The following is a 24,565-nucleotide window of genomic DNA, read 5'->3' as shown; positions in this document are numbered from 1 at the left end:
GTGCCCGAACTCCCCGAAGTCGAGGTCGTGCGGGCGGGCCTCGAGCGGGCCGTCTCCGGCGCGCTCATCACTGCCGTCGAGGTCTTCGATCAGCGCTCGCTCAAACGTCATAGCCCCGCGGCGGGCGCGTTCGTCGACCTGCTCGAGGGGCACCGGATGCGCTCGGCCGTGCGCCGAGGCAAGTTCCTCTGGTTCCCGCTCGACGACGCGACGGACGTTGGAGGACGGGCTCTCGTGACTCACCTCGGAATGAGCGGACAAGTGCTCCTGCGCACCCCGGGCGTCGAAGAAGACGGCCTGCTGCGCATTCGTCTGCACATCGAGCATCCCGATCACGGCGAGTTTTGGGTGAACTTCGTCGACCAGCGAATCTTCGGCTCGATGGCGGTGGATGCGCTCCTTCCCACGTCGGACGGCCGCGCGGCGGGCCGTGGGAGCGAGCTGGCCTCCATCCCGGGCCAGGTGTCGCACATCGCCCGCGATCCGCTCGACCCTGCCTTTAGTGATGCGGCATTCTTCGCCGCGCTCGCGCGCAAGAACACCGGCATCAAGAGGGCGATGCTCGACCAGAACCTCATCAGCGGCATCGGCAACATCTACGCCGACGAGTCGCTGTGGGCGGCGCGCATCCACTATGCGCAGCCCGCGTCGTCACTGTCGCGCGCCAAGGCGAAACTGCTGCTCGCCGAAATGCGGTTCGTGCTAGAGAAGGCGCTGGCCGAGGGCGGCACGAGCTTCGACGCGCAGTACGTGAACGTCAACGGCGCCTCCGGATACTTCTCGCACAGTCTCAACGCATACGGTCGCCAGGGTCAGCCGTGCCCGCGCTGTGGCCGCCCCATCGTGCGTGAGAGTTTCATGAACCGCGGTTCGCACTTCTGCGCCCACTGCCAGCGTCTTCGATGAGGTGCTGACCTGCTCTGAACTGCGGAATTGCTGAACGCCTCAAGAGATCATTCGCACGTCGCATTTTCACCACCTTTGGCTCCTCCGCAGGGCTGATTGAGGGCATGCTCACCGGATGCTCAGGGTCGGTGCGTGCATACTTGCCGCTGATCATTCGAACAGGAAGGACTCGGCGTGAGCGTAAACGACGAATCCACCGGGCCCCAGTTGGAGCCGTGGTTCAGCGAGACCCCGAAGCCGCGCAAGCGCCCCGAGGCAGAGACGGTGCCGATCGAGGCGCTGCTCGGCGTCGACCTGTCGAATGACACTTCCCCAATGACCACGGCGCCGACCGAGCAACTGTCGGTCGAGCAGCAGGAGCAGCCCTGGTTCGAGCGAGACATCGACGCCCAGCCGGAGGCATCCGGTGCCGCAGCCGCAGGAACGCCGGGCGCACCGACGGCTGAGTCAGCCGAAGCGGCCGAGCGCCCCAACGCCCGCCACAGACGCCTGCGTCGCATCGGACTCGCCGTTCTCGGCGGCGCACGCGCCGACGCCATCGACGGTGCCCCCGGAGACAGGCAGGCCTATTCGGCCATGGCCCTGATCCTGATGTTCACCGCCACCGTCGCAGCTCTGTCGATGGCTTTCGCCCTGGGCATGGTGTTCCACGCCGACTGGTTCTGGTTCATTCCCGTGGGCATCTTCTGGGGTGCGGGAATCTTCGCCATCGACCGGGCCCTCACCATCCAGCTCTCGAACACCAAGGGCGCCTGGAAGACCACTTTCGCCGTCGTTCCTCGCGTGCTGCTCGCCGCGATCCTCGGCACGGTCATCTCGACGCCGGTCACGCTACAGATCTTCGCGCCGGAGATCAGCGCGCAGATTCTGGTGATGGAGGCCGAGTCCCGCACGGCTTTCGCGAAGCAGCTCGCCAGCGACCCGATCCTCGCGACCGAAGACAGCGTGCGAGCGGCGATCGCAAGCAACCAGGCGATCATCGACAAGAGTGATGCGGTCGATCCGATGACCGATCCCACATACGCCGCTGCGAAAAAAGCTGAAGACGCGGCTCTCGCCGACCTCAACGCCAAGACCGCCGCGTGGCAGTCAGAGGCCAACGGCACCGGGGGAACCGGCCAGTTCGGTGCGGGCGCCGTCACCGCGGTGGCGAAAGAAGCCGTCGACGCGGCTCAGACCGTCTACGACCAGGCACAGAAAGCAACCGCCGCGGCACTCGCGACTGCGCAGCCGGCCTTGACATCGCAGCTGAAGGATTCGAAGACCACGGCCGAGGCCGCGCTTGCCAAGTCGCAGGCAGAGCTGGCGACGATCGAGCAGCGCAAGGCGGACTTCCAGGCTCAGAACGACGCCGCCGTGTCGTCGAGCGACGGCATCAGCAATCGTCTTACCGCTCTCGACCGGCTGAGCGCCGAGAGTCCGTCGGCAGGGCTCGCGCACGTGATGGTCTTCCTGCTGTTCTTCGCGATCGAGCTGCTTCCGGTGATCATCAAGCTGCTGCGCAACCTCGGAAAGAAAGAATCGGTGCACGACGAGACCGCGCGCGAACACGACCGCACCGAGATCGCTCGGGTGCGCCAGCAGTTCGCGCTCGAGCGCGACCAGGCGCTTCTGGATGCTCAGATCACCACGGGCAGGCTGGCCACGCTCCGGCTGCTGGCTGAGCACGAGGAGGAGCTGGCTCTCGCCACAGGCAAGGAGCGCAACATCGGACTCGACGACCGGGTGCGCAGCAAGAGCCAGGACTTCTTCGACGAATGGGATCGCGAGCAGTCGACTCAGCGCCGACGCTGATCAGGCGGAGGCTTCGACCTCCGACGGTTCCACGGGAGCGTGGTGGGGCCGGCCTGTGAGGTGGCCTGTCAGCGCAACGAGAAGAGTGATGAAGGCGGCCAGAGCCACGCCCCAGCCGATGTGGATGGTGAGCAGGAGAGCTCCGACGGCGGCGCCGCCGCCGATGAGCAGGATGGCGCCGGCGCGCCGGAACCAGGGCTGACCCGAGCCGCCGGCAAGACGCGAGTCGGCGGCGAGACCCGTGATGGTCGAGGTCACGACCACCGTCGTCACGTCTTTCACCGCGATGTGCCGCGCCGTCGCAGCCTGCACGCCCATGACCAGGGCGAAGCATCCGGTGAAGATGTACTCGTAGGGAGGTGGGGGAGGTCCGTCGAAAACGAAGAGGGCGATGGTCAGGCCGACCATGACCGTTCCCACGATGCTGAACAGCACGGTGCTGTGCGTCGTCCAGCCGACCTTGACCGGCCGCAGTACTCGTCCGCCGATCGCTGCCCCCAGCATGAACGAGAACAACGCGACGAGGGGGCCGATGATGGGCAGGCCGTCGGCGCCGGCGATCGCCATGCCGAGGATCACGACGTTGCCGGTCATGTTCGCCGTGAACACCCTGTCGAGACCGAGGTAGCCCACGGCGTCGGCGATGCCGGTCGAGAACGTCAGGGCGAGCATCAGGCCCAGGTGAAGATTGGCGGGCTTGCTGCGGAGTCTTCGGAGCACGGGGCACCTGATCTTTCGATGTCTCTGGGCGTGGCGGGGCTTGACGACTGGCGCACGATACTCTCGAAGCGACCCTCCCATCTTTCCAGACTTCGGAAGGCGCGCATTCGGATGCCGTTCACCGCACCGCTCCAGCCCGGACAGGGATTCATCCAGTCCGCCCACTACCTGCCGTCGACTGTCGAGAACGTGCTCTGGGGCCGACTGCCATGCGCCACCGACACAGCGGTTCTCACCATCGACTCCGGCGATGAGGTCACGATCGACACGTTGAGTCACGAGGGTGTGCTCGAAGATCAGGGCCGCGATCCCGTGTCCTACTTCGCAGGCCACGGGGTAGGTCGCGAGAACGTGCTCGACGACGCGATCGCGCTCGCGGCATCCGGCTACCAGCGCGACCCCAAGGTCGACGGGCCGCACGTCGTGACCGGGCCCATCCGCATCCGGGGCGCGAAGCCGGGGGATCTGCTCAAGATGACGGTGCTCGAGGCGACCCCGCGCGTGCCCTACGGCGTGATCTCGAACAGGCATGGCCGGGGAGCGCTTCCCGGCGAATTTCCGCTCGTCGAAGGCTCGGTGAGCATCTTCGCCGCGGTCGACGACGACGCCGATGGAAGCCAGGTCGGAACCCTTCCGCTTGTTGCCGGGGGAGAGCGCTCGGTGCGATTCCCCCTGCGCCCGTTCCTCGGAATCATGGGCGTGGCCGTTGCCGGATCGACGCGCCCGCACTCGGTACCGCCCGGATCGCACGGCGGAAACATCGACATCAACCTGCTCACCGAAGGCAGCTCGCTCTACCTCCCCGTGCAGGTCGACGGCGCGCTGGCCTACGTCGGAGACCCGCACTTCGCTCAGGGCGACGGCGAGGTCGCGCTCACTGCGATGGAGGCATCTCTTCGAGTGACCGTGCGCTTCGAGGTCGTGCCTCAGAGCGAGGCTCTCGCGGCATTCGGCGCCCTCGTCGGGCCTCTCGCCGAGACGCAGGAGTTCCTCGTTCCCACAGGCATGGACGAAGACCTCGACGAGGCGGTGCGCAAGTGCGTGCGCGCGGCCATCTCGCTGCTGCACGCTCGCTACGGCATGGACGAAGACCTCGCCTACGCCTACCTCAGCGCAGCCACCGACTTCAACATCTCCCAGGTCGTCGACCTGATCTCCGGCGTGCACGCCCGCGTTCGCGTCTCCGACTTCGAAGGGCATCATGGCTGAGCGAATCCCTCCCACATCTGTCACGGGCGAGCTGCCCGATGGCCTCATCGACGCCTTCTGGGCATATGAGAACGCACTTCTCACGAACGACCTCGAGGCGCTCGACGCGGCCTTCGCTCCGGGCAACGCCACACTGCGCGGCGACGCGGGCGGCCTGCTCGTGGGTCACGATCGCATCAGTTCGTTCCGCGGCGCCCGAGGTGGCGCGCCCGTCCGCACGATCACCTCGATCCACGTGCGTGTGCTCTCGCACGAGTACGCGCTCATCGTCAGCGAGAACGAGCCGCGCTCCGGCGGGCGTGGGCTCGTCACGCAGCTGTGGGCGCGGCACGCGGATGCCGCCGGCTGGGTCGTCGAGTCGGCCCAGGTCGCGGGCGCGCCGGCTGCCATGAACACCGCCATCTGGCGTGTGCTCGGCAACCCGCTCGTGGCCCCCACCACCTCAGACGGGGGAGCGCTCGACGGTGAGACGGTCGCGGTGAAAGACCTGTTCGACGTGCGGGGCTTCGCTGTCGGTGCCGGCATTCCCGAATACCTGTCAGAGGCGATGCCCGCTGACGCGAACGCGCCCGCGCTCGCGGCCCTGCTCGCGGCCGGCGCATCCGTTCGAGGCATCGCGCAGACCGACGAATTCGCCTACTCGATCGCTGGAAAGAACGTGCACTACGGCACCCCGCCGAACGGAGCGGTTCCGGGGGCGATCCCGGGTGGCTCCTCGAGTGGGCCCGCATCTGCGGTAGCAACTGGGCACGCGAGCATCGCGCTCGCCACCGACACGGCCGGGTCGATCCGCGTGCCCGCCTCGTATCAGGGGCTCTGGGGTCTGCGCACCACCCACGGCGCCGTCGACTCCGCCGGACTGCTGCCGTTGGCGCCCTCGTTCGACACGGTCGGATGGCTGACGAGGTCTGCCCCGGTGCTGCGCGCCGCCGCAGCGAGCACGCTCGATGCGGAGTCGCAGCAGCCTGTCGACGCACAGTTCGTTATCTCGACAGAGCTGCTCTTCGCCGCCGACCCCGCAATGCAGGGCGCGTTGGTGGACGCCGTGGGCCGGCTCGAGGCCGCCGGCCTCGTCGGCGAGGTGGGCGTGGTCGACCTCGGTGACACATCGGGGTTCTTCGATGCGTTCCGCACGGTTCAGGGTGCCGAGGCGTGGCGTCAACACGGCGAGTGGATCACCTCCCACCCGGGCGTCCTGGCGAGCGACGTCGCCTCGAGGTTCGAGACTGCGTCGACCATCACCGACGACGCGGAGTCATCTGCTCGCGAGGTTTTGGCGGCCGCCCGCACCCAGCTCGACGAGGCCCTCGCGGGGCGCATCCTGCTGCTGCCGTCGACCGCCTCGACCGCGCCATCGCTGACCGCCGATCCCGGCGAGATCGATGCGGCACGGGCTGCGACGCTCGCGTTGACCTGCTTCGCGGGCATCGGCGGATACCCGGCGTTGTCTGTGCCGCTGCTCGAAGTAGAGGGGGCTCCTGCCGGTCTCTGCCTCGTGGGCCCGCGCGGCTCCGACCTCGCGCTCATCGACCTCGCGTCCACGTTCATCCCCTGAGAGTTGTAACGCGCGTGAAACGAGCGTTCCGTAGAATCGAATCCTGAAACAGGTGATTCATTCTCAGCGAAAGCGGTCAGCTCATCTCACTCTCGTCTCTGCCCCAGCCCATCAATCCGCCGCAGCGACTCCTCATGGGGCCAGGTCCGATCAACGCCGACCCGAGGGTTCTACGCGCCATGTCGGCCCAGCTCGTGGGCCAGTACGACCCGGCGATGACGGCATACATGAGCGAGACGATGGAGCTCTACCGCGGCGTCTTCAAGACGTCGAATGAGCAGACCCTGCTCGTCGACGGCACCTCGCGAGCCGGCATCGAGGCCGCTCTCGTCTCGCTCATCGCGCCCGGCGACCGCGTGCTCGTTCCCATCTTCGGCCGCTTCGGACACCTGCTACGCGAGATCGCCGAGCGCTGCGGCGCCGAGGTGCACGTCATCGAGGTTCCCTGGGGCCAGGTCTTCGAGCCCGAGGAGATCGAGGCGGCGATCATCGAGGTGCAGCCCGCACTCCTCGCCGTGGTGCACGGCGACACCTCCACCACCGTGGCGCAGCCGCTCGACGAGCTCGGTGCCATCTGTGCGCAGCATGGCGTGCTCTTCTACACCGACGTGACCGCGTCTCTCGCCGGCAACACCATCGAGACGGATGCCTGGGGCATCGATGTCGTGACCGCGGGCCTGCAGAAATGCCTGGCCGGCCCGTCGGGCTCGGCTCCCTCCACCTTTTCGCCTGCTGCGGTAGAGCGAATCACGGCGCGCAAGAGCATCGAGGCGGGTATCCGTGAGGCGGGCGACGCGGTGACCGCGCATCCGATTCGCTCGAACTACTTCGACCTCGCGATGATCTTCGACTACTGGGGGCCGAAGCGCCTCAACCACCACACCGAGGCCACCACGATGCTCTATGGGGCGCGCGAGTGCGCACGCCTGCTGATCGACGAGGGAATCGAGAACGCCGTCGAGCGGCATCGGCTTCACGGCTCGGCCATGCTCGCCGGCGTTCAAGGGCTCGGGCTCGCCGTCTTCGGCGATCTCGCCCACAAGATGAACAACGTCGTCGCCGTCATGATCCCCGAGGGAGTGAACGGCGACGCCGTGCGAGGAGAGCTCCTGAACGACTTCGGCATCGAGATCGGCACGTCGTTCGGCCCGCTGCACGGCAAGGTCTGGCGCATCGGAACGATGGGCTACAACGCTCGCCGCGACACCGTACTCACCACGCTCGCCGCTCTCGAAGCCGTGTTGCGCCGGGCCGGCGCATCCGTGACACCCGGCGGAGGAGTCGGGGCGGCGTACGAGATCTACGCCGATGCAGACCGGGCCATTCGTGCGCCGTCGGGAGTCGGCGCATGACGCGGCCGGCCTCAACCACCGCCAACGCCATTCTCGAGCGCTGCGAAGAACTCGCCACCTACTCGTCGATGGACGACGGGCTCATCGAGCGCGTGTACCTCTCGCCCCAGCACGCGGCCGTCAACGCCCTTGCCGGTCGCTGGATGACCGAGGCGGGCATGACCACCTGGCAGGATGCCGCGGGTAACCAGTGCGGCAGGCTCGAGGGCGCGACTCCCGGTCTGCCCGCGCTGCTGCTCGGATCGCATCTCGACACCGTTCCCTCGGCGGGGCGGTACGACGGAATCCTCGGCGTGCTCTCGGCTATCGCGGTCGTCGACCGTATCCGGTCGTCGGGCCGCGAGCTTCCGTTCGCACTCGAGGTCGTCGCGTTCGGCGACGAGGAGGGCACCCGCTTCGGTCGTGCGCTGCTCGGCAGCCGCGCGCTCGCGGGCACCTGGCTCGACGAGTGGTGGCAACTCGAAGACCAAGACGGCATCTCGCTGCGTGACGCGTACGTGCACTTCGGCCTCGATCCGGATGCCGTGGGCGAGGCCGCCCGATCGCGCGGCGACTTCGTGGGGTACCTCGAGACCCACATCGAGCAGGGGCCCTACCTCGAAGACGAGAACAAGGCGCTCGGTGTCGTGTCGTCGATCGCCGGGGCGCGCCGCTTTCTCTTGACCATCACCGGTCAGGCGGGCCACTCGGGAACCCCGTACGAGCGACGACGCGACGCCCTTGCCGGAGCGGCCGAGGCCATCACGACGATCGAGCGCATCGCTCGATCCGCCCAACTCATCGCCACGGTCGGGCACCTCGAAGTGTTTCCCGATGCAGTCAACGTGATTCCCGGCAAGGTCGAGTTCAGCCTCGACCTGCGAGGCGAATACGACACCGAGCGTGACAAGGTGTGGCTGCAGATCGAAGAGGCCATTCTCGAGATCTGCCAGCGACGACGACTGCGGCTCACGAGCATCCAGACCCATTCGGCCAAGGCGGCCGTCTGCGCCAGGCCGCTGCGCGATGCGATCGCCGACGGCATCCGGTCGACGGGTGACAGTCGGCCCATGTCTCTGTTCTCGCGCGCAGGGCACGATGCGATGGCCATCGCCGAGATCGCCGACATCGGCATGATCTTCGTGCGCTGCAAGGGCGGCGTGAGCCACAACCCCGAGGAGCACGTCACCGAGGCAGACGTGGCGAAGGCGCTCGACGCGTTCGAGGCCACGGTTCTGCGCCTCGCCGACGGATACGAGGGATAACGGTGGCCACAGCGCCGCCGACGATCGGGCAGCGGATCGACAGCCAATACGCTGCCCTGTCTCCGCAGGAGCAGCGGGCCGCCGACGTCATCCTCGACCACCTCGGTGATCTCGCCGTGTACAGCGCCACCGAGCTCGCGAAGATGAGCGGGGTGTCGAAGGCCACCGTGTCGCGGCTGTTTCGCCGACTGGGGTTCTCTGACTCGGCCGAAGTTCGCGAGCACGCCCGCGCCCTGCGCAGTCAGGGAGCGCCCCTCGGCGGAGTCGGGGCCGCGGCCGGAACGCCGTCGGCGCTCGCGGCGCATGCGAGCCACGAGACCGAGAATCTGCAGAAGATGCTCGCCGGGCTCGACGATGGGCGACTGGATGCCGCCGCCCGGCTCATCGCGGGCGCCGGCGAGGTCGTGCTGGTCGGCTTGCGCAACAGCTATCCGCTTGCGCTGCACCTGCGGCAGCAGCTGGCGCAGGCTCGGGGCCGAGTGCGGCTTGCTCCCGTGCCCGGTCAATCGCTCGGAGAGGACCTGGCTGGCTTGGGCTCGCGCGATGTCGTGGTGCTCGTGGGGTTTCGGCGTCGCCCCTCTGGTTTCGCACTGATCATGCAGGCGCTCCAGGAGCGGGGCGTGCCCGTGATTCTCATCTCGGATTCGTCTGCACGTCGGTATGCCGAGGGGTGCGTCCAATGGCTGGAGTGCCCGGTCGACAGCGTCTCAGCGTTCGACAGCTACGCGGCTGCCATGAGTCTGATGAACCTGCTGGCGAGCGGCGTGCTCGGCGTGAACGTGCGTGATGGCCGCACGAGAATAGCTACGATTACGAGCGTTTACGACGCTCTCGACGAGCTCGAAACCCCGACATCTTTTTACTGATCGACACCTGTCAATGAAGGTGAAACGCCGGAATTAATGTGACACTTGAAGAAGTAAATTTTCCTCGGTTATTATAAATCCGTGATTTACGTGCAGGCCTTCGTCCTCCTGCATTTGCCGGCACACTCGGCATCTCAAGCGCCACCTTCGACGCACGTCTGACTCTTCATCGGAGGGGTCGATCGAGTCGATCCCGCCTGCTCCTTGGCGCGGAAAAAAAGGTGTTCCACGGACTCATATTGTCGACCCCACAAGGGTGACGCGAAAGGATACTCCCATGAACAAGATCCTCAAAGGCACCATCGCAGGCGCCGCTGGAATCACGCTCCTTCTGGGCGGGGCCAGCACATTCGCGCTCTGGAACGACAGCGCCAGCGCGAGCGGTGGAACCATCGTCGCCGGTGATCTCGCGGTCGCTTCCGGCTCGACCGCACCGACATGGAGCATCAACGGAGGAACGCCTCAGGCCGACCTGACCGGATTCGTCGCTGTTCCCGGCGACGTGATCACCTACACGAAGGTGATGAGCATCACGGCCAAGGGCGACGCTCTTCGCGCCAACCTGACTGTCGATCCCGCCTCGATCAAGCCGGTCTCGTCGAAGGCTCCGGCCGATGTGGCGCTCGCAAACTACCTCACGGCGAATGCCGTTCTCACGGCGACGGGTGCGGGCATTTCCACCGGATCGGCGCCCTACACCATCACCCCGGGCGAGTCTGGAGTGGCGCAGGATGTGACCGTCTCGGTGACCATCACGTTCCCCAAGAGCACGACGCCGGGCTTCGAAAACAACACCCAGGCCGGATCTGTGAACCTCGAGGCGCTCGCCGTCACACTCAACCAGATCTAGTCCCGAAAGCGGGTCGGCGCGGCGATCGTCGCGCCGACCAGCTTGCGTGAAACGTACCAAGCCCACCAGAGAAAGGCGATAACCATGCGCGGAGACGCTCCCCGTCGGGGTGCTGCACGCCATCGTCGCGTCACGGCGTCGCGAGCGGGCGGCCTGCGGCCGAGTCTTCCCATCACGATTGCGAGTGCGCTGGTTCTTCTCCTCTGCGTGGCGGGAACCGCGGGCACCCAGGCGACCTTGCAAGCCAGCGCCTCCACCTCTGATCGCAGCGTCGTCATCTCAGCAGGCTCGGCCGATCTGAGCCTCTCGCCCCTGTCTCTCGACACGACGTCGCTGTATCCGGGGCTCACTCTCGTCGGCCCTGTGACGGTGACGAACACGGGAAATGTTCCTCTGCAGCTAGGCGTCGCCGGCCTGACCATGCCGTCGGGCTCCGCTGCCAATGCCTTGTCCGACTCGCTCGTCGTCGGAGTGCGGACGGTGCCGTCGGCATCGTCGTGCACTGCGGCCAACGCATCGCCCGTATGGTCGGGGTCGGCTGCGTCGGCTCCCGCGGGCTCCATCGGTTCGACGCTGCCGAAGTCGACCTCGCAGATACTGTGCGTCTCGGTGACTCTGCCCATCAATGCACCCGCAGAAAGCCAGGGCAAGTCAGCCTCGGGCATCAGCCTGCGCATCAGCGGAACGCAGGCCTGAAGCCGTGGCCTTCCTGCACTCTCCGGTCCACGTGCGCCGAGCCGGGCGTATCCGCGTCGGCCATGCCCTGTCGCGGCTGGCGATGGCCGCGGTGGCGACCCTGCTTCTCACCTTCTCGGGCGGCGGACCTGCCCATGCGTCCTGGGATACTCCGGAGCATTCGGTGACGACATCTGTTTCGTCGGGTTCCTTGGCGATCACCCAGTCCGGGTTCTCGTCTCTCGCTACGAGCTATTCATCGAATGCGCTCTCCGTCACGGCGCCGGTGACCGTGACGAACACCGGCACTGTTCCTGCGCCCTACGCCTTCAGCCTCGGGATGCAGACGGCGACGGCGCTGAGCAGTTCCGCATCGGTTCAGGTCTGGCCGGTTGCATCTGCAAGCGCGTGCACAGCGTCAGGGGCGGCATCAGGCGCCACGGACAAGACCTGGGAGACGGTCACCCCTCTGTTCGGAACTCTCGCGCCGAAGGCGACGGTTGTCTATTGCGTCCGAAGCTCCGTTACCCAGGCGCAACGTTTCTCGCTCGCGGGAGCGACGACGGTGGCCACGTCTACGGTCACGGCTTCGCGCGGCAAATGGAGCAGCACGAGCACAGTCACGGCTACCCAGTCCGTTGGGAACAGCCTGACGCCCGGCGACCCGACGAAAGTCAGCGAAACAGACAGCCGCATCTCGCTGTCGTGGACCGCGCCGGCGGATACCGCGGCTGTCACCGGATACCAGGTGTATCGCGACGGCGTACTCGTCACGACAGTGCCCGCCTCTCAACGGACGTTCACCGACTCTGGCCTCGACGCCTTGAGGTACTACTCGTACGTCATACGGTCGATCCACGCGGCGAATCCCGTCGACGTTTCTCCGCCGTCGGCCGCGGTGGCGCACTCCACCGCCTGGTGGAATGGCAGCAGTTGGTACTCCGTGCGCAATGCGAGCAGTCAGCTCTGCGTGACCGGCGCTGACGGGGGAACCGCAGATAAGTCGGCGCTCCTGAGCAGCACGTGCGGAACACAGTCAAGTCAGGCATGGAAGTTCGTCACGTCGGCTGACGGCACGTACGTCAAGGTGACCCCGAAGAGCGCCACGACGTTGTTCTGGGACAGCCCGAGTGACAACAACTCGATCCTGCGAACTGACAACAACATCGACGCTCAGGAGTGGCAGGTCAGCCCAGTGAGCTCGGGCATCTTCAAGCTGGTGAACGGCAAGGGCAAATGTCTCGACGTGACGGGCAACCTCCTGTCTGGCGGCACCCAGCTTCGGGTCGCGACCTGTGACGGCTCAGCCAATCAGCAGTTCGCCCTTCGGAATGTGGGTTGACGATGGCTGCACACGCGCGATCCGACGACAGCGTCTGGCGCTTTCTCGGAACTGTACTCAGCTGGTCGCTTCTCGCCGTCATTCTCGCCCTCGGCGTCGTTGTCATCGCGGTTCCCAAGCTCGCTGGCGCGATGCCCCTGACCGTGCTGACCAGTTCGATGAAGCCGGGGCTTCCTCCCGGCACTCTTCTGGTCGTGAAACCGGTTGCGACCGAAGACATCAAGATCGGCGACGTCATCACCTACCAGATCCACTCCGGTGTGCCAGGAGTCATCAGCCACCGGGTGACCGGCATCACCCTCGGCCCCGACGGTACCCGCAGCTTCGTCCTCAAGGGGGACAACAACAGCGCGGCCGATGCCGAGCCGGTCATCGGCCCTCAAGTGCAGGGCAGGCTCTGGTATTCGGTTCCCTTCCTGGGCTACGCGAACACGCTGGCGACCGGAACGGATCGCGAGTGGATCGTGCGCGGGGGAGGCGTCCTCCTTCTCGGTTACGCCCTCGCGCTCATCGGCAAGGACATCCTGTCGCGTCGGCGACAGTCATCGGGTCGCCGCACCGCGCAGGCCGAGTAGCGAGAAACGAAACTAGCCTCCGGTCCACGCCGAGACGCCGACCTCGGCTCCTTCGGACTTGCACGCTGCGGTGAACTTGTCGGTCGCGGCGTTCCACTCGGGCCCGTCCGGGTCGAAGCTCGTCGCCACGACGCCTACCGCGGCGGCGGGAGCCACGGACTGCAGCTCTGTCAGAGCGTTCCCGACGGCCGTGCCCGGCTCGCTCGGTATGCGACTGAGGATTCGGGCGGCCAGCCGCGTCGCACCCGAGTACTCCTGCTGGCTCGTACGTCCTTCTCTGAACGACGTGCGGGCGTTCTGAAGGACGGTCAAGACGTCTCCGAATTGATCACAACTCTCGGTGGCGGAGACAGCACTCGACGTGGGCGTCGGTGTGGCCGTGGATGAGGGTTCGCTCGCCGGCGCAGACGAGCCGGCACAGCCGACGAGCAACTGTGCCGCCACTGCGATACCGACGACGTGTAAAACGCGGATTTTTCGATTCACAGGTCACAGTGTGAGACGCCGCGCGAGATAACGCGATCCGATGCCCCATCGTCGCGGCTCTTTGTCAGGTTGAACGGCAAACGGGAGGAGATTCACGCATCCGAGCCGAATACGGCGGCGGATGCTCAGATCTCCTCCCGTTCGAGAGGCCGTGCAGGGGCTGCTCGCGTCAGCGGGTCGCGGCAGCCAGCATGTCGGTGATCTCCGCAACGGTTCCACGCGGTCCGTAGGCAGGGGTCCCGGGCTCGACGCGCCAGCTGTTCGCGAGCGAACCGTCGTCGACGACATCGAAGCCGAAGCTGTCGATGAGGCTGGTGACGATGGTCTTCGCGTCGCCGCTGTCGCCCGAGATCACGAGCGCGCGCCGGTTCTCCGTGCCGCGTGTCTGAGCCTCTGACGTGAGCTTCGCCGCCTCGATGTGGTTGAACGCCTTGACGACCTTCGAGGTGGGCAGGTGCTTCTGCAACAGTGCAGCCGAGGTGGTCGACTTGGAGTCGAGTTCGGCGATGTTGCCGTCGCGCTGCGGGTAGTAGTTGTTCGTATCGATCACGATCTTGTCGGCGAGCGGCTCCACGGGAACCGACTCGTAGGCCTTCAACGGGATCGTCACGATGACGAGGTCTCCGGCGGCGGCCGCTTCTTCGGCCGTGGCGGCGCGAGCCGTCGGTCCGAGCTCCTCGACGAGATCGCTCAGCGTCTCCGGGCCGCGGGAGTTGCTGATGACCACGTCATACCCGCTGGCGATGCTGAGTCGCGCGAGCTGGCTGCCGATGTGTCCGGCTCCGATGAGGCCGATGGTCGTGATTCCTGGAATAGTCATGCTGGCTTCAACGGTCCTCCGCCGGATTGGATTCCCGTTCTCAGGCGAAGCTCAGCAGCCGGTCCATCAGCAGGGGAGCGTACGGGCGGTCGACCTTGAGCACGACACGCACGTGCGCGCCACTCTGCGGCGGGTAGCCGTTGTAGACGCCGCGCATGTCGCAGATCGTCTGTCCGCGCCCGGGCCCGTCCGTCGCATCCACCGTCACCCGCACGAGCGGGGCGAGGGTCGGAACGACCTCACCCGTGCTGATCGCCACGGCCAGCGGATCGTGCAAGGCGGAGCAGGGACGCCCGAAGACAGAGACGTAGAAGTCGTAGTAGACGCCCAGCATCTCGGCGACCATCGGCGCGATCGCGCCGGGCGCCGACCGCAGCCGCTCGCGGTCGTCGGACTCGATGAGCTGCTCCATGGTGGCGTCGAGTGCGACCATCGTGATGGTCCACGGCGCGTCGAACACGATCTGAGCGGCGTGCGGGTCGTTGATGATGTTCGCCTCGGCGACGGGGGAGGCGTTTCCAGGAACCAGCGCGGCCCCACCCATGATCGTGAGATCGCCGACGAGCTCGGGAAGTCGCGGCTCGAGTTCGAGAGCGAGCGCCAGATTGGTCAGCGGGCCGATGGCGATCAGCCGCAGCTCTCCCGGGTAATGGCGGGCCATGCGCACGATGAACTCGGGTCCCGATTCGGCAAGGGGGTCGACGTGCGACGCGGGCAGCTCGACCCCTCCGATGCCGTTGTCGCCGTGGATATGCGGCACGCCTCCGTCATATTCCGCCATGCGAAAGTGATGAGCGCCGATGGCCACGGGCACGTCGGTGCGCCCGGCTGCAGCCAGCAACCGCAGTGTGTTGTCTGCGGCCTGCGCAGCCGAGGTATTGCCCGACACGGTCGAGACGCCCACGAGGTTCACCTCGTCATCGCTCAGCAGGTGGAACAGCGCGAGTGCATCATCGACCCCGGTGTCGCAGTCGAGCAGGTAGGGGCGTGCGGGCATGGCGGTCCTCCGTGGAGTCGAGCAGGGGTTCACTCGATTATGGCGTGCTGGGTAGGGCTCTCAGACAGCGAAGCCGTACCTCCGGGCTGCAGAATGGCGGGATGGGAAAACTCATCCGTGACCGCGTTCCCGAGATCGTGCGTGAGCTGGGGCATCACATCGAGGTGAGGGAACTGGGCGAAGACGAGTATGCGGCCGCACTGCGCACGAAGCTGCTCGAGGAAGCGCGCGAAGCACGCGATGCGGCCGGTCGAGCCGCTTTACTCGAAGAGCTGGCAGATCTCGCTGAGGTGGCTTTCGCCCTCGCGCAGTACGAGGGCATCACCGAAGCGGAGATCCTGCAACAGCGAGCGGCCAAGAACCGTAGTCACGGTAATTTCGACGGAAGGCTGTTCTCCACGTCCTATCGCTCGTGAGTGTCGTCTCGCGAGTCGATGTCTCTGCCCTCGCCGAGGTCTGAGCAGTTGATCATCCGCACCCCGTTCTGCACGAGGTAGGGGCGTGCACCGATGTCGCCGGTCGCGCCCCCGTCCAGAGCATCCCAGTGGGCGCGGCCGATGACCACCGGATGCCCGGGGCGACCCGAGAATATGGCTTGGCGCAGGGTGTCGCGACCCACGGCATCCGGCTCGGGCGCGATCAGGCGCCGCACCTCGGCCGAGCCGAGCGACGGCACGTCGACCGTGACGATGGCGGCGGCATCGACCTCGGGCATGAGCCCGGTCGCGGCGGCCAGCGCGCTGCGCAGCGAAGCCGCCATGCCCGAGCGCCAGTCGTCGGAGCGCACGACCCGCACGGTGTCGGCGTCGGAGAAGGAGCGGCGGAGCAGTGCCTCGGCCTCGTCGGCGGCTGCTCCGAGCACGACGAGCACCGGCGCGCATCCACCGCCCAGCAGGCTGCGCACCGCGTTGACCAGCCACGACGTGCCATCGGACGATTCGACGAGTGCCTTCGGCCTGCCGAAGCGCGTTCCGGCACCCGCTGCCAGGACAACCCCCACAACGGATGCGGCGGCTGTAGACATGGCCTCATCGTAGGCCCGGCTGTCGGTGCCGCCGAATAGAATTGCGGTGTCGCTCGCGCACCACGGCGGGGGTGCACAGTGTTTGAAAGGCCGGTCATGACCGATCACTCTGCCGACCATCTGCGTGTCGATCTGCACGCATGCCTCGCGGTTCCGCGCTGGATCGACGAGGTCGCAGAGCAAGCGCCCTTCGCCTCGGTCGACGATCTGCTCGAGGCCGGCCGAATTGCCGCGAACCCCCTGACCCGCGACGAGGTCGAGCAAGCGCTCGCCGACCACCCGCGTATCGGCGACAAACCCGTCGGGGAGGGTGCGGCGCAGATGTTCTCGCGCTCAGAGCAAGAGTCGCTGGGCGACGACGATGCCGAGACCGCGGCGGCCATCGCCGCGGGCAATGCGCTCTACGAGAAGAGATTCGACCGGGTCTTCCTCATCCGTGCTGCCGGGCGCAGTCGCGCCGAGATCCTTGCCGAGCTGAACCGGCGCATCCGCCTCGACGACGACGAGGAGTTCGTCATCGTCGAACAGCAGCTGCGCGAAATCGCCCTTCTTCGCCTCGAGAAGACGTTCACCGAGCGTGGCATCGAGGTTGCCGAGTGAGCGCACGCAGCCACATCACCAGCCACGTTCTCGACGCGGCCACGGGAACGCCGGCGGCCGGCGTTCCCGTCACCCTGACGCACCTCTCTGCTGACCGCTGGGTCACACTCGCTGAGGCGGTGACGGATGCCGATGGTCGCGTCTCGCAGTTCGGCCCCGAGAGCGTGCCGGCCGGCCGTTACAGGGTCACGTTCGATACGCAGTCGTACTTCGCGTCGCTCGGGCAGTCGGCGTTCTACCCCGAGGTGCAGGTGGTGTTCGAGCTGGCAGACGGCGAGGCTCACTATCACGTGCCGCTTCTACTGAGCCCGTTCGCGTATTCGACCTACCGCGGCAGCTAGAGCCAGGCAGCTCGGCTATCGCCTGGTGAAGCGGATCCACACATCGGTGGGACCATCGGGGCGCTCCGGCAGCGACGCGCGCGTGCACGTCCAGCCAGGGTCCGCTTCCGCGGCGATGGCGCTCCAGAATGCGGCGGCGGCAGTGTTGGCCTCCTGATACGCCACGGCCCATCGGCCACGATGCTCGCTCGTGATCGCCCGAACAACGGTGCGGCCGTAGCCATGGCGGCGAGCAGCGTTGACGAGAAAGAAGCTGTTGATGACGAGTTCGGGTGAGCCGATATTGCGAATGATGCAGAGGCCGGCAGGTGCGTCATCGAGCCGAACGACGTAGGCGCGCCACGCGCTGTCACCGAGAGCATTGTCGAGGCGTTCCTGGCGAAACCGGCCGCGCTCGTCGGGAAGCGCGCGAGAATAGGCCGACATATCGTGCCGGAACATCGTCCAGAGCTGCTCGAGAACCGGCCTGTCGGCCTCGGTCGCGATGGAGATTCGAAGGGTGGGTGAGGAGAAAGTGGTCATACAAGAAAACCTCCACCGCACGGGTGGAGGTTGGTCGCTCTGGAATCGCTCCTCATAATTTTAGCGCGATTAGCCGCCCATCTGGATCCGCTTTCTGCGACGGGGATGGCACTATGAGTTCGTGATGAACACTTTGGCGTTTCAGACGACGATGATCGACCGCGGTGCGATTTCCCTCGTTCCCCTCGTCGATGGAATGGATCTGACGGAACTCATTGCTGTGTTCGAGGAGGAGCTCGATGACAGTCCAGCCGGCGGTTACGGAGGCATAGTGCCGGCGTACTTTGGATTTGGGGACCTGTCGAAGTACTACCTGGGACTTGAGGACAAGCAGTGGCCGAGCCCCGGTCACGTGTGGCTTCTCGGGTGTGATTGCGGCGAGGTGGGATGCTGGCCGCTCCGCGCCAGAGTGAACGTCACTGACACGACGGTGACATGGTCGGAGTTCAGCCAGCCCTATCGCAAGCACCGAGACTACTCACGCTTCGGTCCGTTCGAGTTCAACCGTGCGCAATATGAATCGGCGGTGCGTGACGCGGTCGCGCAACTGACCAACTGATCCGAAAAGCTACTGCGGCGCGACGGCTCGCGTGCCCTGCACGTAGACGCCCGAGATCGCCGGCTCGCGCAGGCCCATGAGCAGCGCGAACAGCTCCCTGTCGGTGTCGGTCTGCTCGTCGTCGGAGCGCACGCGCCCCGCTAACAGCATCGCCAGCGGCTCCCAGCGCTCGGGATCGATGAGGAGGAAGTCGGCATCTTTGCCCACGTCGAGGTTGCCGAATCGCTCCTCCATGTCGAGCGCCCGAGCCCCGGCGAGGGTGCCGGTGAACAGCAGCTCGGCCGGGTGTAGCGACACGCTCGCGTCGTCGGGCTCGCTGATGTGCGCCTTGAACGCGTCGTTGAGTACCCGCGAGATGAGCCACTCGTCGCCCGCGCCCACATCGCTTCCGAGGGCGACGGTCACATCAGAAGCCGTCGTGCGTTTCCACGGCATCGTTCCCGATCCGAGGAACTGCTGCGAGGTCGGGCAGTGCGCGATCGACGACCCCGTCGCCGCGAGCCGGGCCAACTCGTCGTCAGTGCAGTGCACCGCGTGCGCGAAGATGCTGCGTCGCCCGAGCAGTGACGAACCGCCCATCTGCGACCCGGCCAGAAACCGCCCGTCATACGTGTCGAGATAGCTCTCCGTCTCGTAGACCGCCTTCACCGCGGCGATCTCTCCGCCCTCGGCGCTATCGTTCTCGCTCAGATGGCTGTGGAAATACACGCCCGCGCCGCGCACCTCGTCGTACAGCTCGCCGAGCGCACGCAGCGTCTCGCGCGTCACCGACAGACTGAACCGCGGCACGATCGCCACCTGGATGCGCGCCGTCGCCGCGTCGCCGGTATCGACGGCGTGCCACCTCTCGATCTCGTCGCGCACGAGCGCGAGCGCTTCGGCCTCGCCGGTGATCAACGCGCTCGCAGACTCCGGCCCCACGGTCTGGATGCCGCGGCCCGACACCACGCGCAGCCCGGCATCGCGCGTGGTGCGGAAGAGCGCATCCTGAGCGTGCGGAAAGGCGGAGCCGAAGACCATGGCGGCCGTCGTGCCGGCGGCGACGCGGCGACGCGTGAAATCGCGCGCGATGCGCTCGGCGAACTCGGGGTCGGCGAGCCGCGACTCGGCCGGGAAGATGCAGTTGTCGAGCCACTCGAGCAGCTGGCCGCCGCCATACGAGTCGGTGGAGTATGTCTGCGGAAAATGCACGTGCGCGTCGACGAAGCCCGGCACGATGTATCCGCCCCTATTGTCGACGACGGATGCGCCGGCGAAGGTCGACGGAAGGTCGGCGGCAGCGCCGATCCATTCGATCGTGCCGGTGTCAGAGACAACCAGCGCGCCATCGGGAAGCGAGACGAGGTGCTCGCGCGCATCCGCAACCGTGGGGGCGCCGGCGACGTGAAAGATGTGGCCGAGATAGGTGGTGCTCACGGGGCGTCTACGCGAGGTTGGCCGCGGGCGTCCACGCGGGTCCGGCATCCGGTGCATCGTCGCGCATGACGGTGGCCTGGATGAGGCCGTAGGGGCGGTCGTCGGCGTGGAAGACCTCGTTGTTGTTCTCGACCCCGAAGGTCTCGAGGTTGTAGAGGAAGTGGTGCTTGTTGGGAGCGGAGAACTTGATCTCGGCGATGAACGGGTACTCCTCGAGCACGGCTTTGCCCATCTCGTAGAGCGTCTGCTGCAGGGCCAGCGACTGGATGGTCGCGAACTTCGTGATGAGGATGCGCTTCACGCCCGTGTAGACGTCGTTCCAGTCGATCTCCGCCCACGTGGCACCGGTCTCGGCGAAGCGCCACTGTGCCACGAGGGCGGTGGCCATCACACGATCGGTGGTGGGCTCGAGCAGGGTGTACTCGTCTTTGAGAAAGCCGTGGAACTCGCTGCCCGTCGACTTGAGGATGACGAGGTCTTTGAGGCCGCCGATCACCCAGGTCTTCTGCTCGGCACCCTTTCCCTCGACGGTGATCGAGGCGGTGCGCACCTCCTGCCCCAGGCGCACGAAGGTGTGCTCGTGCTCCTCGCCGTCGACGACAGCGTGCTCCCAGGCATACTCCTCGATCTCGATGCGGGCGCCCTCAACAGGAACGACGTCGTCGACGAAGTGGCGAGCCAACTCGAGCCCGTATGCCTCGATCGAGGAGACACCCTTCTCCTTGGCGTAGGAGTACGCGGTCTGCTTCTGCGTGTCAGTGGGCAGAACCTGCGACTGATCGCCCACGAGGTGTGCTGCAGAGAAGTCTCCGCGCAGGGCCGTCGATACGTTCAGGTCGCGAATCTCGTGGCGGGTGGAGTCGCGCGTGATGCGCACGACGCGGTTCTCTGCCTTGCCGTACTGGTTGGGTCCGAGAACGATTGCCATGGGTGCTCCTGCGGTCGAGAAGGGTGAATGAGGTCGGGCTCAGGCGCGAGCGAGCAGCCGGCCGGTGGGGGTGGATGCGGACGCGTCGTCGATCGCGCCGCTCGTGTAGACCGGCACGCCGGCCAGCCACGTGACGGCGACCAGGCCCGTGAGCTCCGATCCGTCGAAGGCCGACACCTTGTTCTTGTGCAGCAGCGTGTCGGCGCTCGCGGTGAATGTGGCGTCCGGCGCGAACGCCACGAGGTCGGCGTCGGCGCCTACCTCGATGCGGCCCTTCTGCGAGAGGCCGGCGAACCGGGCGGTCTTGACAGACATCCATTCGACGACCGTCTCGAGAGGAATGCCTCGGGACTTCGCGCCTGTCCAGACGGCGCTGAAGCTGAGCTGCAGGCCTGAGATGCCGCCCCACGCGAGTTCGAAGTCGCCGCCGTGGGCGAACTTGAGCTCCTTGGTCGAGGGGGAGTGATCGGAGGCGACGATGTCGATGAGCCCGGACTCGAGTGCCTGCCAGAGCAGCTCGCGATTGCCTGCGTCACGGATAGGCGGGCAGCACTTGAACTGCGTGCCTCCATCGGGAATGCCTTCGGCGGAGAAGCTCAGGTAGTGCGGGCAGGTCTCGACCGTGATCGGAAGACCCTCCGCCTTCGCCGCCTCGATCTGAGGAAGCGCGCGGGCGCTCGAGAGATGCAGAATGTGGGCTCGCACTCCGGTGGAGCGCACGGCCTCGATGACGTGCGCGATGGCGTCTTCTTCGGCGAGGTCGGGGCGGCTCGACACGAAGTCGAGGTAGCCGGTGCCGCCGTGGCTTTCGCTCTTGTCGAGAACAGCCGGGTCTTCGGCGTGCACGATGAGTAGACCGCCGAACTCGGCGATCTCGAGTGCTGCGGCGAAGAGCTGTTCGGTCTCGAGGTGGGGGAACTCGTCGACGCCGGAGGGCGACAGGAACGCCTTGAAGCCGAATGCGCCGGCGTCGTGCACTGCTTTCAACGCCCCGAGGCTCGACGGGATCGCGCCTCCCCAGAACCCGACGTCGACCGAGGCCTGCGGGCCCGCCGCCTGGCGCTTGAGCTCCAGCGCCTCGACCGTGGTTGTCGGCGGAATGCTGTTGAGCGGCATGTCGATGATGGTGGTCACGCCTCCGGCCGCGGCGGCACGGGTCGCGCTGGCGAACCCCTCCCAGTCGGTGCGGCCGGGTTCGTTCACATGCACGTGCGTGTCGACGATGCCGGGAATGAGAACCTGATCGCCCGGGAGAGTGACCGTTTCTGAGGCGTCGAACGACGCATCCAGGTCTGCGATCGCGACAATCACGCCGCCGGCCGTGGCGACCGACGCGGGGCGGAACTCGCCATCGATCAGTACCCTCTCGGCCCTTACGACCAGGTCGTAGCTTTCTGCCATGGCGTCGTCGTCTCCTTGGTTCTTCGGTGGTCGCATCGACGAATCAAGCCTAGTGATGGGGTGTCCACCGCCGAGGCAGGTTCGGAAACACCCGTGTTACACGCCGGAGCTAACATGAAATATTCGCGCCCCCTGAGATGAAACACCGTCGGTGCGCGACTGGCCGGAAGGACCCTGGTGGAATCGCTTCTCAGCCCTCGGGCCGCGCACGCGGGATGCCCGAAAAATATGGAATACGGGCCGTGCGGCGGGGTCGGCTTCGATGAAAGCTGCGAGGTCGGCGACTTTCGCTGCGTCTTTCTCGGCGACCCTCTCGTGACCTGGCATGGCGGCGCCCCTGCTGAGTTCGACGCGGTGCCGCGCTCATCCGGTGCCCTCGAGATGATGGCACTGATGAACACCCGACCGATCGTCGTGGCCGACTTTCCGGCCAAGGCACTCGATGCGGAGTCGTTGGCGGAGTGCGCGGCGCTGCTCGCCGGCCCCGTCGATGCTGCGCTGGCCGGCGACGTCGGCCATGCGCGGGTGCAGTTCTCGCCGAGCTATCGGGCGTCGCTCATCCGTGCGGCGGGCCTCGAGGTCTGGACCGGCATCAACTGCCGCGACCGCAACCGCGTCGCGATCGAGGGCGAGCTCGCCGGGCTCGCGCAGGTCGGGGTCGCCGGGGTGCACTGCGTGACCGGCGACCACACGCTGCTCGGCGGGCGCCCCGATGCGGCACCCGTCTTCGACCTCGACTCGACGCAGCTCGCCGCGTTGGCGCGCGCCGCGGGCCACCTCGTGTCGGTGGGGGAGTCGCCGACGACACCACCCGTGGAGCTGCGAGCCGCCCGGCTGCTCGAGAAGACTCGCGCGGGCGCCGACGTCTGTTTCGTGAATCACAGCGGTGGCGTGGATGCCGTGGGCCGGTTCGTGCGCGAATCGCACGACCTCGGAGTCACGGCCGGGTTCATCCCGTGTGTGCCGATGGTGACGGATCATGCGAGCGCGCGACTGCTGCAGTCGTTCCCGTCGCTCGTGCTGCCCGAGGGTTATCTGGAGGGCATTCTGTCGGCCGCGGATCCGCGAGAGGAAGGCATCCGGGCCGCTGTGGAGCTGAGCCTGGAGCTGCTCGAGATCGAGGGAGTCGCCGGGGTGAATCTGTCGGGCGGGGCGGGCGTCGGCCGCGAGATGGAGTTCGCGATCGCGCTGGCGGAGACGGCCGAGCGCCTGGCTCTCTGACTCTCGCCGCTCGGGCGGCGGCGTTTGTGCCCGAATACCTCCATTCGTGCAGAAGTGGCGTGCGCAAATGGAGGTATTCAGGCACAGTCACCGCGCGCCGACCTTTCCTTCCCAGCGTCGAAGCGCGCCTATCCTTCCCCAGATAGGGGCCCGTGCGGAGGGAGTGGCCAGGCAAGCGGTTTGGCTATGCCCATGGACACCCCATCACCGGACGGTTCTCTCGTATTCGCTCGCGATGTGCGGAGGACAGGACACAACCCAAACGCGCTGACGCGGGCCGTTCGACGCGACGAGCTTGCCCGCATCGCGCCCGGAAGCTACATGTCCCGGCAGCACTGGGACGCGCTGAACGAGATTCAGCGCACAACGCAACGGGCGCGAGCAGCTTCCGAGCGGTGGAAGTCAGCTCCCGTCTTCTCTCATTGGACCGCGGCCGCCATCCACGGAATACCACTGATCGGCGCGTGGCCCACTCGGCTGCACGTCATCATCGATCGCGCATCGACGGTTCGTTCGCGCGGGGAGATCGTCCGCCATGCGATTGGGGTGGATGCGGACGACGTCGTGCTCATCGACGGGATGCTCGTCACCTCGGTGGCCCGTACAGTGCTCGATCTCGCTGCCGACGCGACGTTCATGTCTGCCGTCACCGCAGCTGACTTTGCTCTGTGCCATAAACGGGAAACTCGAATCGAAAAGGCCGAGCTTGCCGAGATCTGGGAGAATCGACTGCCCTTTCGCGGCCATGTCCGTGCTCGACGCGTGCTGGACTTCGCTACGCATCTGGCGGAGAGTCCCTTGGAGTCGGGCAGCCGAGTGAACATGCACTTGCTGGGATTCCCCGCGCCCGAACTGCAGGTGGAGTGGCGCGACTACCGTGGTCTCATCGGATACAGCGACTTCTTCTGGCGCGAGTTCAATCGTGTGGGCGAGGCTGATGGACGTGCCAAGTACTTCGACGATGAGCTGGCGCGAGGCAGATCGCTCAAGCAGATCGTCTTCGACGAGAAGATTCGAGAGGATCGGATACGTGCGCTCGGTCCGGGCTTCTCTCGGTGGGACTGGAATATCGGAATGAACCCGCGTCGACTGAAGCCGTTTCTGCTCGCGGCGGGGTTGCCGATCGAGACGCGGCGGTGAGTGTGCCTGAATACCTCCGATT

The 24,565-nt window shown here is 66.4% G+C and carries 26 protein-coding genes; 17 read left to right on the top strand and 9 right to left on the bottom strand.

Features of this window, described 5'->3' with window-relative positions:
- Positions 1 to 906: a bifunctional DNA-formamidopyrimidine glycosylase/DNA-(apurinic or apyrimidinic site) lyase gene (gene mutM, locus B9Y86_RS00860; RefSeq protein WP_085482050.1), complete on the top strand. Its 906-nt coding sequence runs from the start codon at positions 1 to 3 to the stop codon at positions 904 to 906.
- A 174-nt stretch (positions 907 to 1,080) separates the two neighbouring features.
- Complete coding sequence (locus tag B9Y86_RS00855; RefSeq protein ID WP_139824674.1) at positions 1,081 to 2,700, top strand: DUF4407 domain-containing protein; 1,620 nt, start codon at positions 1,081 to 1,083, stop codon at positions 2,698 to 2,700.
- On the opposite strand, the gene B9Y86_RS00850 is transcribed toward B9Y86_RS00855, so the two are convergent.
- Positions 2,701 to 3,420, bottom strand: a complete 720-nt coding sequence (locus B9Y86_RS00850; protein ID WP_244894572.1) for a YoaK family protein — start codon at positions 3,418 to 3,420, stop codon at positions 2,701 to 2,703.
- 111 nt (positions 3,421 to 3,531) lie between these two features.
- Between B9Y86_RS00850 and B9Y86_RS00845 the strand changes: the two genes are divergently transcribed.
- The 9 genes from B9Y86_RS00845 (at position 3,532) to B9Y86_RS00805 (ending at position 13,088) form a co-directional block, all read left to right on the top strand.
- On the top strand, positions 3,532 to 4,629 hold the full coding sequence (locus tag B9Y86_RS00845) for an acetamidase/formamidase family protein (protein ID WP_085482044.1): 1,098 nt from the start codon (positions 3,532 to 3,534) through the stop codon (positions 4,627 to 4,629).
- Entirely contained in the window at positions 4,622 to 6,184 is a 1,563-nt protein-coding gene (locus tag B9Y86_RS00840) for an AtzH-like domain-containing protein (protein WP_085482042.1), read from the top strand. The genes B9Y86_RS00845 and B9Y86_RS00840 overlap by 8 nt, the downstream gene beginning before the upstream one ends.
- A 134-nt stretch (positions 6,185 to 6,318) precedes the next feature.
- Entirely contained in the window at positions 6,319 to 7,536 is a 1,218-nt protein-coding gene (locus B9Y86_RS00835; protein WP_085482040.1) for a pyridoxal-phosphate-dependent aminotransferase family protein, read from the top strand.
- A complete protein-coding gene (locus B9Y86_RS00830; RefSeq protein WP_085482038.1) occupies positions 7,533 to 8,780 on the top strand; it encodes an allantoate amidohydrolase in 1,248 nt (415 codons plus the stop codon). The genes B9Y86_RS00835 and B9Y86_RS00830 overlap by 4 nt, the downstream gene beginning before the upstream one ends.
- Positions 8,781 to 8,782: 2 nt before the next feature.
- On the top strand, positions 8,783 to 9,646 hold the full coding sequence (locus tag B9Y86_RS00825; protein WP_085482036.1) for a MurR/RpiR family transcriptional regulator: 864 nt from the start codon (positions 8,783 to 8,785) through the stop codon (positions 9,644 to 9,646).
- A 277-nt stretch (positions 9,647 to 9,923) separates the two neighbouring features.
- Positions 9,924 to 10,496 (top strand): alternate-type signal peptide domain-containing protein, encoded by a 573-nt coding sequence (locus tag B9Y86_RS00820; protein WP_085482034.1) that lies wholly within the window; start codon positions 9,924 to 9,926, stop codon positions 10,494 to 10,496.
- A gap of 84 nt (positions 10,497 to 10,580) precedes the next feature.
- The gene (locus B9Y86_RS00815) at positions 10,581 to 11,192 is read left to right on the top strand and encodes a hypothetical protein (RefSeq protein ID WP_085482033.1); all 612 of its coding nucleotides are present in this window, start codon (positions 10,581 to 10,583) and stop codon (positions 11,190 to 11,192) included.
- Between the two features lie 4 nt (positions 11,193 to 11,196).
- Positions 11,197 to 12,513 (top strand): RICIN domain-containing protein, encoded by a 1,317-nt coding sequence (locus tag B9Y86_RS00810; RefSeq protein WP_176223212.1) that lies wholly within the window; start codon positions 11,197 to 11,199, stop codon positions 12,511 to 12,513.
- Positions 12,514 to 12,515: 2 nt separating this feature from the next.
- Positions 12,516 to 13,088 carry a signal peptidase I gene (locus tag B9Y86_RS00805; protein WP_085482029.1) on the top strand — a complete coding sequence of 191 codons (573 nt, stop codon included), beginning with the start codon at positions 12,516 to 12,518 and terminating at the stop codon, positions 13,086 to 13,088.
- A gap of 12 nt (positions 13,089 to 13,100) precedes the next feature.
- Here the strand turns inward: B9Y86_RS00805 and B9Y86_RS00800 are convergent, their stop codons facing one another.
- From B9Y86_RS00800 to B9Y86_RS00790, 3 genes are all read right to left on the bottom strand, one after another.
- Positions 13,101 to 13,574, bottom strand: coding sequence for a hypothetical protein (locus tag B9Y86_RS00800; RefSeq protein WP_139824673.1), 474 nt, complete (start codon positions 13,572 to 13,574; stop codon positions 13,101 to 13,103).
- A 169-nt stretch (positions 13,575 to 13,743) separates the two neighbouring features.
- Positions 13,744 to 14,394, bottom strand: a complete 651-nt coding sequence (locus tag B9Y86_RS00795) for an NADPH-dependent F420 reductase (protein WP_425319453.1) — start codon at positions 14,392 to 14,394, stop codon at positions 13,744 to 13,746.
- Positions 14,395 to 14,434: 40 nt separating this feature from the next.
- Positions 14,435 to 15,391, bottom strand: coding sequence for a nucleoside hydrolase (locus B9Y86_RS00790; RefSeq protein WP_085482025.1), 957 nt, complete (start codon positions 15,389 to 15,391; stop codon positions 14,435 to 14,437).
- Between the two features lie 101 nt (positions 15,392 to 15,492).
- Here B9Y86_RS00790 and B9Y86_RS00785 point away from each other — a divergent pair, with 101 nt between their 5' ends.
- On the top strand, positions 15,493 to 15,807 hold the full coding sequence (locus tag B9Y86_RS00785) for a nucleoside triphosphate pyrophosphohydrolase (protein ID WP_085482023.1): 315 nt from the start codon (positions 15,493 to 15,495) through the stop codon (positions 15,805 to 15,807).
- Here B9Y86_RS00785 and B9Y86_RS00780 read toward each other — a convergent pair.
- Positions 15,795 to 16,415 carry a nucleotidyltransferase family protein gene (locus B9Y86_RS00780; protein WP_085482021.1) on the bottom strand — a complete coding sequence of 207 codons (621 nt, stop codon included), beginning with the start codon at positions 16,413 to 16,415 and terminating at the stop codon, positions 15,795 to 15,797. The genes B9Y86_RS00785 and B9Y86_RS00780 overlap by 13 nt on opposite strands.
- Before the next feature lie 96 nt (positions 16,416 to 16,511).
- Between B9Y86_RS00780 and uraD the strand changes: the two genes are divergently transcribed.
- Together uraD and uraH are read left to right on the top strand one after the other, a co-directional pair.
- Positions 16,512 to 17,015 carry a 2-oxo-4-hydroxy-4-carboxy-5-ureidoimidazoline decarboxylase gene (gene uraD, locus B9Y86_RS00775; protein ID WP_085482019.1) on the top strand — a complete coding sequence of 168 codons (504 nt, stop codon included), beginning with the start codon at positions 16,512 to 16,514 and terminating at the stop codon, positions 17,013 to 17,015.
- On the top strand, positions 17,012 to 17,356 hold the full coding sequence (uraH, locus tag B9Y86_RS00770; RefSeq protein ID WP_085482017.1) for a hydroxyisourate hydrolase: 345 nt from the start codon (positions 17,012 to 17,014) through the stop codon (positions 17,354 to 17,356). Before uraD ends, uraH begins: the two co-directional genes overlap by 4 nt.
- A gap of 15 nt (positions 17,357 to 17,371) precedes the next feature.
- On the opposite strand, the gene B9Y86_RS00765 is transcribed toward uraH, so the two are convergent.
- Positions 17,372 to 17,878, bottom strand: coding sequence for a GNAT family N-acetyltransferase (locus B9Y86_RS00765; RefSeq protein WP_085482015.1), 507 nt, complete (start codon positions 17,876 to 17,878; stop codon positions 17,372 to 17,374).
- A 121-nt stretch (positions 17,879 to 17,999) separates the two neighbouring features.
- Between B9Y86_RS00765 and B9Y86_RS00760 the strand changes: the two genes are divergently transcribed.
- Complete coding sequence (locus B9Y86_RS00760) at positions 18,000 to 18,437, top strand: hypothetical protein (RefSeq protein ID WP_217809151.1); 438 nt, start codon at positions 18,000 to 18,002, stop codon at positions 18,435 to 18,437.
- A 9-nt stretch (positions 18,438 to 18,446) separates the two neighbouring features.
- Here B9Y86_RS00760 and B9Y86_RS00755 read toward each other — a convergent pair whose 3' ends face one another.
- The 3 genes from B9Y86_RS00755 to allB are packed head-to-tail and all read right to left on the bottom strand — an operon-like array spanning position 18,447 to position 22,182.
- Complete coding sequence (locus tag B9Y86_RS00755; RefSeq protein WP_244894571.1) at positions 18,447 to 19,853, bottom strand: amidohydrolase family protein; 1,407 nt, start codon at positions 19,851 to 19,853, stop codon at positions 18,447 to 18,449.
- A gap of 7 nt (positions 19,854 to 19,860) precedes the next feature.
- On the bottom strand, positions 19,861 to 20,781 hold the full coding sequence (pucL, locus tag B9Y86_RS00750) for a factor-independent urate hydroxylase (protein ID WP_085482011.1): 921 nt from the start codon (positions 20,779 to 20,781) through the stop codon (positions 19,861 to 19,863).
- Between the two features lie 39 nt (positions 20,782 to 20,820).
- Entirely contained in the window at positions 20,821 to 22,182 is a 1,362-nt protein-coding gene (gene allB, locus B9Y86_RS00745; RefSeq protein ID WP_085483645.1) for an allantoinase AllB, read from the bottom strand.
- A gap of 177 nt (positions 22,183 to 22,359) precedes the next feature.
- Between allB and B9Y86_RS00740 the strand changes: the two genes are divergently transcribed.
- Complete coding sequence (locus B9Y86_RS00740) at positions 22,360 to 23,403, top strand: methylenetetrahydrofolate reductase (RefSeq protein ID WP_217809150.1); 1,044 nt, start codon at positions 22,360 to 22,362, stop codon at positions 23,401 to 23,403.
- A gap of 192 nt (positions 23,404 to 23,595) precedes the next feature.
- Positions 23,596 to 24,543 carry a hypothetical protein gene (locus tag B9Y86_RS00735; RefSeq protein WP_139824672.1) on the top strand — a complete coding sequence of 316 codons (948 nt, stop codon included), beginning with the start codon at positions 23,596 to 23,598 and terminating at the stop codon, positions 24,541 to 24,543.
- The last annotated feature ends 22 nt before the right edge of the window (positions 24,544 to 24,565 follow it).

The organism is Agreia pratensis (assembly GCF_900177685.1).
GTDB lineage: Bacteria > Actinomycetota > Actinomycetes > Actinomycetales > Microbacteriaceae > Agreia > Agreia pratensis.
Note: the sequence above shows the minus strand (reverse complement) of the source record. Positions and strands in the feature narration are given on the sequence as shown.